This window comes from Vibrio sp. S17_S38 (genome assembly GCF_014694375.1).
Lineage (GTDB): Bacteria > Pseudomonadota > Gammaproteobacteria > Enterobacterales > Vibrionaceae > Vibrio.
The window spans coordinates 78,839-94,341 of sequence record NZ_JAAUWW010000016.1 but is presented as its reverse complement, the minus strand read 5'-3'; the positions used below and the strand labels follow the sequence as shown (position 1 = coordinate 94,341).

The window sequence follows — 15,503 nt, the reverse complement described above, 5'->3', positions numbered from 1 at the left end:
CTTGGTTAACATAATCACCATCCAGTTTTGTTAAAACTGAATGATACCAAGTGGATCAATTTTCAATTGGTGTTAGTGGATCATTTTTGCACTGGTGGTGACAGGTATGGCTTACCCGCCTTAAAATATCTTTCACGTTATTTATATCGTGGTGTTTTAGCCGATAAAGACATCATAAAAATTACCGACACAGACGTGACATTTAGGTATCAAAGTGCCCAAGAGCAACGCTGGAAGCAAAGGACCTTACCTGTTCTCAAATTCTTATGGTTGATATTGCAGCATGTCCTTCCGAAAGGATTACAACGCGTGAGGGATTATGGTTTTTTACGAGGTAATGCCCGAATATTACGATGGAAAATCCAGCTATTATTTATACCTAATTTAGCTTCATCATTTCCCGAATCAAGTGTCTTACGGAACAAAGCCTTTCGGCTTTGACCTTGCTGTCAGCATGAAATGTCATGCGTTGGGATCAGTCGAACGAGTTAGCCGAAAGGCTAAAATATAAAGATAATGGCGACCACTATAGAATGGAGAGTCAATCAAAGAAAGAAACCAGAAATAGAATCTAAACAGCTGATAGTATTGAATTTTAATATTGTCAGGGTTAAGGTCGCCTAAAGAAAAGCAAGATCCAATACCTACCTAAAAATATTATCGACCAATTTACAATAATAAGCAGCTTCGGGCTTGTTCAACACCCAGATAAGGTGTCGGCTGCGCGACACCTATCCTTATTTGTTATGTGCGTTTTTACAACTTGCGACCTAAACGCTTTTCAATCTGACGCCTTTCCCATTTTGCACTAAAGAGATTAAATACTTCAAAGGCGTTTAAACCATGATTTATAATTCCTATTCCCCAACCCATTGCTGGCCACCAAGCCCAAATATAGCTTGAATCGGTTAATAAGTTTATTGCGAATAGTAAACCTATTACCAACACGTATGTCATTAGGTGTGAGTAAAACCCTTTGATAGCCCTTACTTGGTCAATAACTGTTTGCTCTTCGTCGGTGATTCTTACTTCATTTGTCATTTCCTGCTCCTGCTGAAGTTCTGAGACACTTGTTTCAAAGACAGCAGCTAAACATTTTAGTGACTCTAGACCAGGCTTTTGACCTCGCTCTATTCTCTGAATAGTACGAATGCTCAAGCCACTTAAGTCAGCCAATTGCTCTTGGGACCAACCGCGTTTTAGTCTGAGTTTTCTTATAATCATTACGAAAATCCTTTCTGCTGTACCGACTTAGAAACTAACAATATCCTATCAAAGAAATAACGTCACGAACGCGACACGTATATGACAATCTAAATATTTCAATAAGTTACAAAAGCACATAACGCTAAGCTCAGCCGCAGTTTGTAAGTTGATTTTTTGTGGAATACTTTTGCGCAGCAAAACCACAAAAAATCAACTTACAAACTGTCGAGCACACGAAGTGTGCGGTGCTGCAGCGCCTTGTTAGAGTTTTAATTACCTTTTTTTGCCTGTTCCATAGCTTCCTGGAAGCCTAGCCCATGAATCAAGCATGTCTATTTTTTTAGGTTTCGCCTTTTTTTTCTTTTGTTCAGTAGACTTTTTGGTGTTTGCAGGCGCTATAAATTTAGTTTCTTCTTTTGCTGGTGTTGTTGACTTTGTAAAAATAACAATTCCATTTCCAGATTTAAATTCAAAGCCGCAACGAACACAAAAGAACTTTATAAGGCTTTCATGTGAGCGTGTTCCTTTGAATAATTTAAGTATATTATCTATGTTGGTTTTGTCTCCGTGCTGGACTGCATGAAGAGCACAATATTCCAATATTTCAGAAAATAATTGCGACTTTACGAGTTCATTAAGGTCAACGAACTCTTTAAATTTTGTATTCATTATCCGGTATAGTAAATTCAATTCTTCCTTCATATCAAATAACTCTACCATATGTTTATAAGTTGCGACGCTTTACTCTAACGCCGCGTTAAGCGGACAAAAATTGTGGGTTATAATGTGTAGCGAAGCGAAACGTAACCCACTGTTTTTGTTCCGTTTAAACGCCTTGTTATGCCTGATATTGCGCTAACTTATGAATACCTTTTTGTGAACCTTTAACAAAGTATTTTTTACCCAAAACATCTGTTAAATAGTACTTTTTATAAGTTAAACAACCCTGATTTGTGTCGTAAAGCTTTGTATAATCATCGTGCTTAATACGATATTCATAGATTTCAGCATCATTTAACCGTATGCCTACATCATGGACAAACCCACTTGAAAAAAGAGATGGAATGCCATTTTCGTCAAAAACTATAGGTTCATCTTTCAAAGCCCAAGAGCTTGATGACTTTCTTGAAATATAACCACAGAGCTCGGAAAGGAATATTGGTCTTTTCCCAGTGTTTACAACATATATTCTCAAAAATGGAGGGGGATTATCAAGATTTTCAGATTGATCTTTAGAGCAATCGTAAACAACCTTGCAAAAGACTTTCACCTTACTTTTATCTCGATAAATCGAATACACACTAGCAAGTAAGCTGACACTTGAAATCAGTAAAGCAAACCATGGTAAAATATGTGTAAAACTCATTAACTTACCTCATTAGGCATAACGCCTAAATAAATGGCTTTTAACAGTGATAACCCAAACTTAAATACAACACAAAACCAGCCAAACTGTTAAAAGTCCATTTGATTTACTTGTTATATATTTTTTGAATAATTTAGCTAAACCTGCCAGTTAAAATAATGTTTGAAACTATAACTGCAACACTACCACAACGTAAACCAAAACCTGATTAACAGGAATTAATACAAAACTGAGTTTTAAAAACTAATGGTTAAATGCATACCAAACCAAAAGAATTACACACCAAGTTGTTTGAAATACACAAATACCCAGAAACAATTAAAACAGAATTAGTTGTGGTATATAACGCCCAATTAAATGAGCGCCTTGATTAACTTACAACGCATACAAAACTCCGAACCAAAAATGCCAAGCTTTATGCGTCCATTTAAATTGTTTGTTATGTCACGTTACTAAAAACGAGGACCATACCCGCCTTCAGGATAAGGAAGATGTTTATTAACACACCGCATAAATAGTAAATATTTCTCAACTGACTCATTAAATTCATCTTTATCACCAATAGAACGATCTTTATAAGAATGAATTGCATTACGTCGTTGTTGTACTAACTCAATATACGGATACCATTCTTCACCAAACAGATCCTTTTTTCTTATAAATTGCTTTAGATTTTCTAAAGTTAATGAATCTGGATCTACTTGTTCTCCTTTGCGGATTATTTTGTTGAGATCACTCGAATAGTCTTCATAATAAACACTTAGAAATAATTTTAGTGTACCTTCAATTAAAGCGCCTAAGTTAGCCCACGCAAGAATTAAGTCACCGTCAGAACACTCTGAATCAAAATTCCATTTTAATAATGTTTTTGATAATGATAATTGCCTATCCAGTCGTGATTTAGACATTAAGTCTGCTGCAGAATCAGGCGCCCAGCCATGACAATTACTCCAAAAATTTGCTAATTGTTCATTACCTGAAATGATGCTTTCAACGTTTGATGTATGCATATTTAATCCTAGTGACATAACGCCGCCAACACGCGCGTATTTTTTGTGGAGCCGCAGGCGCAACGAAAAATACGTCGGGGTGCTTGGCCTTGTTAGCTTTCATTTTTTGCAATAACTATTAACTGCTTGCGCCACTCTGATACTAAATTTGTGATTTTACTATAACCATAGTCAGCCTCAATCAGTTGCTGCACATCATTAATTGGAAACTCTCCTGTTACAGAGAATGCCTCCAAAACTTTAGTTGTATAATTTTCAGGCCAATCATCACCCCACTCATCTCGGTGTTTGAAATAATTAGCGGCTGAATTAACTAGCTCTATCAAAGAGTAGTTTTGTGCAGTTATATTATGAACTTTATATGCGGCCTCTTTAGTTAGAGTGCCAAGTCCTAGGCTCTTTCTAATTTCATTAATATCTCTAAGGCTTCCGATAAAATAAGCTTGAGCTGCAACAAGTAAAGAACCATAAAGAACTTCTCCATACTCATTCATCCACAACCCATCAAACCCTGGCTCCTGCCGATTTCTTTCAAAGAGCTTTTCGATACCTTTATTGATTGTATCCTCTACATCCATCAAGGGGCCGATGCCGTAATCTGCTTCATAAATATTCACGGTGCCTCCTTGAAAGCTAACGCCCAATTAAGGGGTGAACAACGCCTCCACCCAAACCTAAAACATTGTGCCATAAACACTAAATTTGAAGTAGAAGCAAAAATGCCGAGCGTTGTGAATCCCTCTTAAATTGCTTGTTATGTCACTTCTCGAAGTCAATACCGACTGCCTCATTAAGAAGCTGATAAAATCGCTCTTTACCATATTCTCTTTGTTTAGAGATAAATTCATCGGGTAGTATGTAATTAGTTGTCAGATATGGTGCATATTCAAATTTTATACCTCCAACACTAACTGGATTTCCCCACTGAAGTTTTTTATGAATCTCTTCTAAACGAGAACTAATAGTATTTATTGTATCTTCATGGTCATCAATCAACGGAAGTCTCGCTAGATTTTCACTTAACTCTCTAACGAACCATATATCAAACTCTTGTTCATTCTCAGTTGAGTACACTGAAAAAAAAGCTATACACGCCGCTAACATTGAGAGCACTCGATATTGGCTAGTGGGGTAAGTTAAACTTGTATTATTAACAAATACTTGATCATTTAGAGAAAAAATAGCATTGATTATAGTTTTAGGTTCTATTCCTTTGTTTTCATTATTTAGATTATGTTTTTGCAGTAAACCATGCATACTTTTACCAAAAGTCATCAGTGTTAAAGCTATTTGTGCGCCAAAAAAATCAGCACGAGATTCAATAGATACACTATCTAATTTCTCTTTGTCATTATGCATGTGGTGAAAGCTAATAAAATGTGCGATTTCATGTGAAATAATAAATAAAACGAACAGAAACCGTTCTACGTTATCAATTTCAAAATTACACAGATCATTAGAAAAGCATACTCGCGCTTGATCACCAACACTACGAACAGCTGCAATTGCTAGGTCACTACAATTTAACTCATATTTCATAGTAAACTCAACTTCATCATAGAAGAAGGTATCAGTATCTTCCATGGCTGAGATAATAAGGTTTTTAGCCAACATACTTTATTATTTCCTCTTGTGACATAACGCCTCGTTAAGAGGCTAAAAATTGTTGGCTAAAATGTTGAGGAACGAAAACAGCCAACTGTTTTTTGTCCTTTTAAACGACTTGTTATGCGTTTTTTACTATAATTTCAATATCTTGAACTTCACTTGCTTCAGGTTCTTCAAAATACTGAGTAACATGGTGAAACATTTCTTCCGTATCAAATGCAGCCCTTGATGGTTGTTCAATACTTCTTTGTGCGATCTGTTTTAGACACAATGCATTGTTTACTTTTAAGTAAATAAGCTCAGCTTTTGACTCCGCTTCAATAGATAAACTATTAAACCATTTTCTCTGTCTCTTTGTATTGGCTGGAAAGTCCATAACCACACTTGTTCCAGTTCTTAATATATTTTGGACATGAATCTTTATTAAAGGTCTTAGCAGCCCTGAAAATTTAATATAATCATCAAAAGATGTAACTTGATCAGGGTAAAGCTTTGCTAGCCATTCGTCTTCAGAAATAAGCACAGCATTGCGCTCAATCGCAACTGATTTAGATTTAGTTGATTTTCCTGCACCCATCTTACCGCAGAAAAAAATCAAAGTACCTCGATGTGCCATGAAACCTCCTGAACGCATAACGCCCAAATAACGGGCTAATAACGCTAAGCTAAGTGGCTAACAAACTTACCACCCAACCCAATTTGAGCACCTTAATCACAAAACTAAACCGAACTGAAAATGCCGAGCGTTTGTTAGTCCGTCTTAAGCGTTTTGTTAGTTTGCTACCGCGATAAACCAAAGGTTTAGCGCCAAGGTGCTGAATTGACTACCAAACTACTGGCTTTGAACGCAGATGTAAAATTGAAAACTACAAATATCAAATTCACACAACAAAACGGGCTTGGCTAAGAAGATTTTCATAGATGCCGACAACCGCAAATGCAATTTTCAATGCTCACACTTAACTTTCAAAACCAAAGAAGCAGCGCGCAAGAACATTGAGAAATGAACTTTACTAACACGGAAGAAATGAGTAACACAGAAGCTAATTAACCGAAAAACAGGCTACGCGAGATGCCTATTTCGATGAGAAGTCTTTGGGAAATAACAGGTGTATAGCTAGAACGAAGAACCCAGCTTTTAGACCAAAACGCTTTTCTGCCCTTTGCAAACTAACGCCCAATTAAGGGGTGAACAACGCCTCCACCCAAACCTAAAGCATTGTGCCATAAACACTAAATTTGAAGTAGAAACAAAAGTGCCAAGCGTTGTGAATCCCTCTTAAATTGCTTGTTAGCCGTACATTGCCCAACGGAAATACGGACGCTGACCATCCATACGCTCGACTTCTGCACCTAACTTTTTGTAGAACTCGTGTGCTCTAGTATTGTAAGGGCTAGCAGTCCATGAAATGTGAGAAGTTAACGACTCTTCAGCAACCATTTTCAAAGCATGCATAAGTTCAGCACCGTACCCCTTTGAGCGATTCTTACCAACAACTAGAAGGTCATCAAGCCAAATAGACGGCTCACCACGAAAGGAGGAATAACGATAATGAAATAAGGCGAACCCCTGAACTTCGCCATCAACCTCCAATAACAAAGCGTGAGCAAACGGACAATCACCAAATAAGGTTCGTTCAATCTTCTGTTTAGTCGTGGAGATTTCGCCGTCGAACCCTTTCATACTTCGGTCAAACTCTGCTTTGTATCCAATGAGTTCTAACAACTTACCGGAGTCTTGCTTGATCGCTTTCCTTACGTTCACTTTGTTCTCCATAACTAAAATTTGTGCTTGTCGGCTAACGCTTATTAGACGGAATCAATCCACCTATCCAATCCGTCTAGTTTTTATCACGCATTAGGTTAACACAAGCTTTTATTTCTAAAACAAGCATTTACTTTGGTGGAGCTTGTGAACATACGGAAACTATCCATCTAGCCTAACGATCCAAAATAATGATATAAAACAGGCTATGCACACAGGTATTTTGGTTACTTACCCAAAACAGATAGATGCAGCCTAATCGCTCATTTTTTGGTTATATAGTAGGTCATCAACTCGCTTATATAACTCATCGAATGTCTCATTGGGTAACATTTGAGCCACAGCTGTAGCAATAGAAACATTGACACCAACATCATCTATAGCGCGACTTTTCACAACTATGCTTAACCGTTCAGAGATGCTTTCAGATTTATCTATATCTAGATTCGGAAGAACAACTAAAAACTCATCACCACCCATGCGGATACAGAAATCAACTGAGCGAGTATATAACTTTAAGCAATTTGCGATATGTTGAATCGCTTTATCCCCAACTTGATGTCCATGCGTATCATTAATTTCTTTAAATTTATTGGCATCAATAGCTATCACACAAACAGGTGATTTATTATGATTAAATTCATCAATAATACCGATAACTTGCTCATCCAATATCCGACGATTATATAAACCTGTCATTGAATCATGCGTTAACTGCTCGCGTAGTTTGATTTTTTCTTTATTATTCATCTGATTATAAGCCCAACCAATATGAAAAATGACAGATAAAAGGATTAAAACACAAAGCAGAGGAAATAGCTGAATAACAAAATATGATACGTCATAATTAGCGATTAATTGACCAACATATGAAATATCATATTGGTAATCAAAAACACCTAAAAATGAATATTTAGCATTACTTACAGGGACAAACACCTCAGAATGATGGAACAAAAAGTTAACTTGAACCGATTTTTTTATATCTGGGTACAAGTGGATGATATTTTGCAAATCATTTAAAGTTAAATCTGTGCCCATATCGGCAAAATGTACACCTTTGCTATACAAGGGTGTCATCACTGAAAACACGTCCGTGTTCCCCAGTAAATTCGGGTACGGTAAAGTAAAAAAGTAACCTGCTTTTTCTAAATCTTTTTCATAATGACTTTCCAACCCAGCTCGAAATCTTTCTGGTGAGATCAACCCATCAGTTAAGAAGCGTACTCGACTAGAGTGATTGCGAATATTAGATGTATAAACATATTGATATTTATAATTGGTCACGAAGTGGTTATGAAACAGATTTGCCTTTCTGAAATTATTCCAAATCTTATCTACAATCAAAAACCGTTTACTATTTTCTAGAATTTCAACTGGCGGCTTTCCATATCCGATCAAGGTACCGTTGGCCGCTACACTTGGGTAAACACCTTGGTTAAAGCCATACTCGTTACGATCAGCATAGTAATGAATATCATCGCTATTGAGCCCATTAAGGTTTATATCAATATCATATTGATTCTCTAAAACAGACTGTGCATATTGAGCATCTGAGGCATTATCTTCAGCGATCTCTTGTAACGTTCTAGCAAATCGAGAAAACGTAGAATCTAAATAATCTTTAGACTTTGTTATTTCATAAGAAATACTGGAAAGTAAAATTCCAATGATAATAGAGACATTTACCAAAAAACGAAGAACAAACTTATTTTCCATTTCCATTATTCCAAACAAACATCATCTATTAGACAAAGAGAATCAAGCGGCATTAGCATACTCTCTATTTAATAGCGTGAAAAATTTAATTAATCTCAACACACCATATAGAACAAGTATTCATAATTAATACAAAAGCCATATACACAATCGGAATTAATATAGCCATTAGCATTCAAAAAAATTATGGGTGTGGCTAATTAAATATAATTCATCTATTTACATAAACGTTAAATCTAAAGCCTGATTCATCAATGCTCGGAAATAGCACAGCATTACCGCCTTTAATGACTAAATTTCTACTACGTTTTCCCTGGCAATGATAGAATCTCCGCATCAGAATTATCGAGAAACTCTATGTTTATCCATCATGTTAACGGCATCGACTGGCTGGTGATTACCGCTTTTGAAGAACTGAAAACTCTATTTATAGAAGAAGCAGGTGCGATCCCCTTATGCTTTTCTACCGCTAGCGAATTGAGCCTAATTGATCAAGCCAAGCGCACTTATGGATATTTACCTACACTCAGCGGCGTAATCACCGATACAGGCACTTTTCAACGTCAGGATAACGAAGAAGATTTTAACCCACAGCTTGCCTGCCTAGTTGAGGGACGTGGTCGGGTGTTTATTTATCACGGCGGCTTTGTGGCTTTTGTGGATGACGAGCAAACTTGTATTACCCGAATGGACTGAAAATTATTCAGTAAGTTGACATTGGTGAATTGGCATCCCTAACCGTTCATCCGCAAGCGTTTCATTTGTTAATAGAGTGCTTATTGAATGGGGCTCTATCCTCGCTTCATTGATGTAAAAGATTCTGAACTACGCTCCTTCGTCGCTATCCAGAATGACAACTTCTAGAGCAGAATCATGATTGAATAACAACAACCAAAGCCCACTACTCCCAAATCAGTACACGACTATATTCTTCTTAATCAACCTGATCATTTTATCTAGCTCTTTCTTCACACTTTCATCCAATGCAAACCCCATATTGATTCGAATGCAGTCTTGATATCGATTCGATGAAGTGAATAAAGGCCCGACTCGAATATCCAGTGTTTCATCCTGAACGGATTCTTTAAATTGAGTAATGTCCAGGTTTGATACTTGTATCCATAGCACTAAACCGCCATCGGGCTGAGTGACTCGGCTGCCTTCTGGTAAGTGTTCAATCAAGTAATTTAGATACTCTTGGTACTGTGAAGCCAACCGATAACGAAGATGTTTTAAGCGTTTTGTATAAGCTCCTGAGTCAATAAAATCGGCAATCGAAAATTGAATCAAGGTAGGTACACCAAACGACCGCTTGAGGATTAAATCGAGATAACGCCCCGGTCGACACCAACCGACACGATAACTTGGTGATAAAGTTTTCGATACCGAGCCGCACCAAATCATATAGCCATGCATATCGTAATAACTGGCTGGTAATGGCATTTGATTATGATGTGACAATTCAAGGTACACATCATCTTCAATCATTGGGATTTGATATTGGTTAGCAAGGTTTGCCAGTTGTTGTTTTTGTCGCATCGACATGGTGATACCTTGCGGATTCATGTGCGTGGTACAAAATAAACCGGCTTGTATCGTGCCAAGACGCAAGTGTTCTTCAAGTTGCACCAGATCGATGCCATCATTTAGCGACGGAATCTCAAGAATATTCAATGACAATTGAGAAAGAAGATCCAATAAGCCATCATAACAAGGAGAACTAACCGCCACGGTATCACCCGCTTTGGTACAGGCTTCTAGCGCTATTTTTACCGCATCGATACAACCATGCGTGACCACTAATTCATCTGAATTTAAACCAAATCCATTATGAGTGAAATGGTTAGCTAACGCCTCACGCAGAACTTTCTCACCTTGTAATTCTGGGTAATCTTCTATTTTTTGAGCAGAGCGTTTCATGGATCGCCTAAAACTATTCTCTAGCGCCGTACGAGAATCTTGATCTAATGACGACCGGGAACGTCCTAAAGGGCCAGATAACTTAGGGCTAGAAAAACGTTGTGGTGCTAACGTTGAAACTGAACTAGTAAAAGGATGCCATTCTGGAGATTGAATTTCACTTTGTTGCGAAGAAACATAAAAACCCGCTTGTGGTTTAGAGATAAGCCAACCTAAAGATTCCAACTCTTCATAACAATTCACTGCCGTCGATAAGCTTATATTATGCTGACGAGATAATTGACGCAGCGACAACATGCGATCGCCATACGACAACTTTCCTGTTTGAATATCCACAATAAACTTTTCTGCTAGCTGTTTGTATTTCGCCATGCGCTCTCGTTCCTTATATGCTCTAGGCTGCCATATGATCTAAGGTTCATATGTTCTAAGGTGCAACTATTAAATTGTACCTATAAATTATCATAAAATTGTATCTGTACCCTTTCAATATAACAAGACACACTGTTTGTTCATCACATATGAAAGGAATCAATATGAAAACCAGAGACATACTCATCACCGTGCTCGTCATGGCTATTTGGGGATTTAATTTCTCCATGATCAAACTTGGGGTTAACGATGTTGACCCATTATTGGTGGCCGCTTCTCGCTTCTTATTTGCCACCTTTCCTATTATTTTCTTTATCCGAAAACCGAATGTGCCTTGGCGCTATTTACTTGGCTACGGCATTGTTTTTGGAACGGGGATTTGGGGAATGGCATCAACATCCATCACCTTTGGCTTATCCTCAGGAATGGCGGCAGTGTTATTGCAAATCGATGTGATCACGACCGTTTTCGTTGGTGTTTGGCTGTATAAAGAAACCATTTCCTCACGCATGCTCAGTGGGATTTTGATTGCTTGCGTTGGGATCATCGTCTCGATTATTTATACCAATGGTAATGTCAGCTTGGCGGGAACCGCATTTATTTTAGTGTCTGCCATGTGCTGGCCAATTGCAGGTGTAATCATGAAGCAATCTGGTTGTAAGTCCCCTTTTGCGTTTAATGTTTGGGGAATGTTATTCGCTCCAGTGCCTTTGGTGGCTTTAAGTATTCTGATTAATGGCTTTGATGTTTTAGAGATCACTTATCAACATTGGAATTCAAACACATGGATTTCAGTACTATTTCAAGCCTACCCAACCACGGTCTTTGGTTACTGGGTTTGGAATAAAATGATCTTACAATACCCAATGAGCCAGCTTGCACCTTTAACCTTATTAACCACGGTGTTTGCTTTATTAAGCGGTTACATATTATTTGGGGAATCGCTCTCAAATGCACAATGGATCTCGTGCAGCGCATTTTTAATTGGGATTGCTTTAGTGATCATCAAACCTAAGAACAAAGCAGTGAATCTAACTCAACCTATTAAAAGCCCGCATTAGATTTCTTGCTTATTGTTCGTTACTGCGGCTTCAAGTAAGACGTGATATAAATTCCGCCTATTACCAACATCACATGGTAATAGGCTCACCTTTTATTAGCTTTATTTTTTACTCATCGAAGCCATCATCACACTGATAAAAATAATGCCACCGCCTAGCATTTGGATCATCGATAAAGATTCGTTTAGCCAAATAACGGCAAAAATAGCGCCAAACATCGGTTCGCTACCCATAAGAAGAGACACTTTAGTCGGTGATAATTGGCGTACGGCATGATTTTGGACAAAAAAAGCAAATAAGGTGCAGCACAAAACCATATAGATAATGATCAACCAAAAATCGGAAGATGTCGGCAGTGAAAGATCCACATTATGACTGAAGATCATCACGCAGATTGCACTGGCGGCGACAACAAAAGATTGAACACAAGTAAGAGTGATGTTAGATATCTGTTTACCTTGAGTGATTTTTTTCGTCGTAGTTACCATTACCGCCCTCAGCATCGCAGCGACTAAAATAAAGTAATCACCTCGATTTAACTCCATCTCAACGCTATTTGAACTTGTTAATAAGAAAACACCGATAACACTTGATATAATAAGCATAAACAATGTCTTACTGATTAGTTTTTTATTCATACACATTTCAAGTAAAGCCGTAAATATCACTGACAAGCTAATAAGAAATGCAGCTTTACTCGCTGACGTATTAAACACACCAGCGACTTCAAATAAGAAAATTGTTGCCAGAATAATTCCTGTTGGCAGCGCTACTTTCCAATCTTTACTGCGCCCTATTTGTGCATCTCTAACCGCTATAGGAAGTAATGATAGAAATGTGATCGAAAACCGTAAGGCAATAAACATCATTACCGACGTATACACTAGAGCTTGCTTGGTTAAGCCATAACTGGTTCCCCAAAAGATGGCCACTAATAACAATAAAATCTCTAATGTGGGAAAAGAAAAGTGCCTTCTTCCACCTTTATTTAACGTTTGTTTTTTTACTGCCATATCATTCATAACGAATCCTTTCATTTATCTTGCTGACTTCACATTGAAGACCACCATATTTTGACAGGACTAGTATCAATGAGTAACTTAACCGTAACAATATGGTGATAAAGCAAAGGATAGTTGCGCTGTGAACACAAATAGAATCATGCATTTAATGCCAGAAATGGCCACTTTCGTCACTATTATTGAAGAGGGAAGTTTTTCAAAAGCAGCAATAAAACTGGGCGTAATGCCATCATCAGTAAGTCGTTCAATCAGTAAATTAGAAACCCAGTTGCAACAGAAGTTAATCGAAAGAACCACGCGTCAATTGCGTTTGACCTCCGTTGGAGAAGAAGTATTTCAACTTTGTCTTGATATGCTTAACTCAGCCAAACAGGCGGTGAATGCTGCACAGTCAAATCAAAATGATGTATCGGGTGACTTGAGTATTGCTGCCCCTAAAGCCTTATCTCGTCAGATTCTAATGCCCATAATATTGGCGTTCATTAAGCAATATCCCAATGTGTCATTGAAATGGAAAGTAGCCGATCACTACATTGATCCCATCGGCGGCGAAGTCGATGTCGTTATCCATATTACAGATAAGCCAGTGGAAGGTTTAGTGGCAAAAAAATTAGGATCGGTGAAAAGAGTTGCTTGCGCTAACTAAAATAAAAACGCCAACCGTGATACCGAAATTCACGATTGGCGTTATATTTTGATGTAAACAAATAAAATATAGATATTAAAACGTGTAGCTTACATCGTTCTTGAGTATTAGAATCTTATTTTAACGATTACTTAAACTTTGCAGCTTCTAATTGAAGTTTATTTAATTCTTGCTCATCTTCTGTGATTTTATCTTGGTATTTCTTAATTTTATCGGCTTTATTATCTTGCATTGCTTCTTGTAAGTCAGCTTTATGCTCTGCCATATCTTCTTGTGTATCTTTGATGTCATCGAAAAGATCAGACTGTAAACCCTCATCTGTACAATGCAGTTTTGCTTGTTCTAACGCTGTATTTAAACCGGCTTCTTTATCTTGATTATCATGCAGTTTTGCCATTTCAAGTTGAGTTTCAATATTACAAATTTTAGCTGCACAACCTACTTTTTCACTGCAATCTTGAGCCCAAGAAATACCACTGGTTACTGTCAACATTACCGCTAATATGCCTTTATAAACTTTCATTTTGATTCACTCTCTCTATAATTATGTCGTTGATAAGTATAATCCACCTCACTAATATCCCCAAAATAATTAACGTTGCAGTAAGGCGACAAGCAAGTGACATGAAATGGCTAATATTTTGTTTTAATCTGAAAGTAAGCTAATATTCACGCCCGCTAAATCTAGCTACCAATTGGAGTTTTTATGTTTTCTGGCAACCCTCAAAAAAAATACGGTTCAAAGCCCTCTCATCAGCAGAAACGCACTCCAAGCAGAAACGGAAAACCTCAGCATAAAAATAATCCAAGTACTGAGGCCAAACCCGCGGGCTTACATCCAAATAACCTGCATCATGGTCGTTATGATTTCAATGTATTAGAACAAGCTCATCCAGCCTTAATACCTTATGTAATACTAAATCCACATGGTGATCGCTCGGTTAACTTTAGCGACCCTAAAGCAGTACTAGCCTTAAATGAAGCGCTATTAAAAGCTTATTACGGTTTAGATTTCTGGCAGATTCCACCAAACCATTTATGCCCACCGATCCCAGGTCGCGCTGATTACATTCACTATTTAGCGGATTTATTAGCCGAAGAGCAGCAATTACAACTCGATGAATTACAGTCTACATCACCCGATCCTGAAGACGGTGAATCCGAACCTCGCGGCAATTCAAATCGCGCGCCAGTAGTTCTCGATATTGGTACGGGCGCGAACTGTATTTACCCGATCCTTGGCACTACATCTTATGGTTGGAAGTTTGTTGGTACCGATATTGATCCCGTTTCAATTAAATCAGCACAATGGGTGATCAAAGCTAATAAAAATCTGAATGGCAAAATAAAGCTACGCTTACAACAAGACAAAGCGTCTATTTTCCATGGTGTTATTAAGCCACAAGATCAATTTATGATGACCATGTGTAACCCTCCCTTCCACGCATCAATGGAAAAAGCGAAAGAAGGCAGCCTGCGTAAAGTGAATAACCTAAATAAAGGCAAATCTGCACCATTAAAATCAAGCGAACAACCGGTGTTAAACTTCGCGGGCACGGAAAATGAGTTATGTTATGAAGGCGGTGAAATTGCCTTCTTAGAAAAAATGGCCAGCGAAAGCACCCAATTTGCTTTGCAAGTTACTTGGTTCACGACCCTAGTTTCTAAAACTGAAAACGTGGAAGCATTACGTGAGATCCTACAAAAATTGGGCGTAAGAAAAATCAAAGTGGTTCCAATGGCGCAAGGACATAAAGTAAGTCGTTTTGTGGCTTGGAAATTTTAACTAGCCTAACGCATTACAAACA

The 15,503-nt window shown here is 37.8% G+C and carries 15 protein-coding genes and 2 pseudogenes; 5 read left to right on the top strand and 12 right to left on the bottom strand.

Features of this window, described 5'->3' with window-relative positions; translation table 11 throughout:
* Positions 1-108: 108 nt before the first annotated feature.
* Positions 109-441 (top strand): annotated as a pseudogene (locus tag HC725_RS12960) (transposase); the annotation flags it as partial.
* A 315-nt stretch (positions 442-756) separates the two neighbouring features.
* Here HC725_RS12960 and HC725_RS12955 read toward each other — a convergent pair.
* The 9 genes from HC725_RS12955 to HC725_RS12915 all read right to left on the bottom strand — a co-directional run bounded on the left by HC725_RS12955 (position 757) and on the right by HC725_RS12915 (position 8,674).
* Positions 757-1,224 (bottom strand): helix-turn-helix domain-containing protein, encoded by a 468-nt coding sequence (locus tag HC725_RS12955; RefSeq protein WP_190332236.1) that lies wholly within the window; start codon positions 1,222-1,224, stop codon positions 757-759.
* A 255-nt stretch (positions 1,225-1,479) separates the two neighbouring features.
* Positions 1,480-1,908: a hypothetical protein gene (locus tag HC725_RS12950; RefSeq protein WP_190332235.1), complete on the bottom strand. Its 429-nt coding sequence runs from the start codon at positions 1,906-1,908 to the stop codon at positions 1,480-1,482.
* 136 nt (positions 1,909-2,044) lie between these two features.
* Positions 2,045-2,572: a hypothetical protein gene (locus HC725_RS12945; RefSeq protein WP_190332234.1), complete on the bottom strand. Its 528-nt coding sequence runs from the start codon at positions 2,570-2,572 to the stop codon at positions 2,045-2,047.
* Between the two features lie 452 nt (positions 2,573-3,024).
* Positions 3,025-3,582, bottom strand: a complete 558-nt coding sequence (locus HC725_RS12940; protein WP_203219080.1) for a hypothetical protein — start codon at positions 3,580-3,582, stop codon at positions 3,025-3,027.
* A gap of 92 nt (positions 3,583-3,674) precedes the next feature.
* On the bottom strand, positions 3,675-4,199 hold the full coding sequence (locus HC725_RS12935) for a hypothetical protein (RefSeq protein ID WP_190332232.1): 525 nt from the start codon (positions 4,197-4,199) through the stop codon (positions 3,675-3,677).
* Between the two features lie 142 nt (positions 4,200-4,341).
* The gene (locus HC725_RS12930) at positions 4,342-5,196 is read right to left on the bottom strand and encodes a hypothetical protein (protein ID WP_190332231.1); all 855 of its coding nucleotides are present in this window, start codon (positions 5,194-5,196) and stop codon (positions 4,342-4,344) included.
* A 112-nt stretch (positions 5,197-5,308) separates the two neighbouring features.
* Positions 5,309-5,806: an AAA family ATPase gene (locus HC725_RS12925; RefSeq protein WP_190332230.1), complete on the bottom strand. Its 498-nt coding sequence runs from the start codon at positions 5,804-5,806 to the stop codon at positions 5,309-5,311.
* Positions 5,807-6,481: 675 nt separating this feature from the next.
* Positions 6,482-6,955: a GNAT family N-acetyltransferase gene (locus HC725_RS12920; protein ID WP_190332229.1), complete on the bottom strand. Its 474-nt coding sequence runs from the start codon at positions 6,953-6,955 to the stop codon at positions 6,482-6,484.
* Between the two features lie 255 nt (positions 6,956-7,210).
* A complete protein-coding gene (locus HC725_RS12915; protein WP_190332228.1) occupies positions 7,211-8,674 on the bottom strand; it encodes a GGDEF domain-containing protein in 1,464 nt (487 codons plus the stop codon).
* 357 nt (positions 8,675-9,031) lie between these two features.
* On the opposite strand from HC725_RS12915, the gene HC725_RS12910 reads away from it, so the two are divergent.
* Positions 9,032-9,370, top strand: a complete 339-nt coding sequence (locus tag HC725_RS12910) for a cytosolic protein (protein WP_190332227.1) — start codon at positions 9,032-9,034, stop codon at positions 9,368-9,370.
* 216 nt (positions 9,371-9,586) lie between these two features.
* Here the strand turns inward: HC725_RS12910 and HC725_RS12905 are convergent, their stop codons facing one another.
* Positions 9,587-10,966, bottom strand: a complete 1,380-nt coding sequence (locus HC725_RS12905) for an aminotransferase-like domain-containing protein (protein WP_190332226.1) — start codon at positions 10,964-10,966, stop codon at positions 9,587-9,589.
* A 164-nt stretch (positions 10,967-11,130) separates the two neighbouring features.
* Between HC725_RS12905 and HC725_RS12900 the strand changes: the two genes are divergently transcribed.
* Positions 11,131-12,027, top strand: a complete 897-nt coding sequence (locus HC725_RS12900) for an EamA family transporter (RefSeq protein ID WP_086960236.1) — start codon at positions 11,131-11,133, stop codon at positions 12,025-12,027.
* 101 nt (positions 12,028-12,128) lie between these two features.
* On the opposite strand, the gene HC725_RS12895 is transcribed toward HC725_RS12900, so the two are convergent.
* Complete coding sequence (locus tag HC725_RS12895) at positions 12,129-13,040, bottom strand: DMT family transporter (protein WP_190332245.1); 912 nt, start codon at positions 13,038-13,040, stop codon at positions 12,129-12,131.
* Positions 13,041-13,170: 130 nt separating this feature from the next.
* On the opposite strand from HC725_RS12895, the pseudogene HC725_RS12890 reads away from it, so the two are divergent.
* Positions 13,171-13,692, top strand: a pseudogene (locus HC725_RS12890) (LysR family transcriptional regulator); the annotation flags it as partial.
* A gap of 130 nt (positions 13,693-13,822) precedes the next feature.
* On the opposite strand, the gene HC725_RS12885 reads toward HC725_RS12890, so the two are convergent.
* Positions 13,823-14,218, bottom strand: coding sequence for a DUF1090 domain-containing protein (locus HC725_RS12885; RefSeq protein WP_190332225.1), 396 nt, complete (start codon positions 14,216-14,218; stop codon positions 13,823-13,825).
* A 183-nt stretch (positions 14,219-14,401) separates the two neighbouring features.
* On the opposite strand from HC725_RS12885, the gene rlmF reads away from it, so the two are divergent.
* Positions 14,402-15,481 (top strand): 23S rRNA (adenine(1618)-N(6))-methyltransferase RlmF, encoded by a 1,080-nt coding sequence (gene rlmF, locus HC725_RS12880; RefSeq protein ID WP_190332224.1) that lies wholly within the window; start codon positions 14,402-14,404, stop codon positions 15,479-15,481.
* Positions 15,482-15,503: the final 22 nt, after the last annotated feature.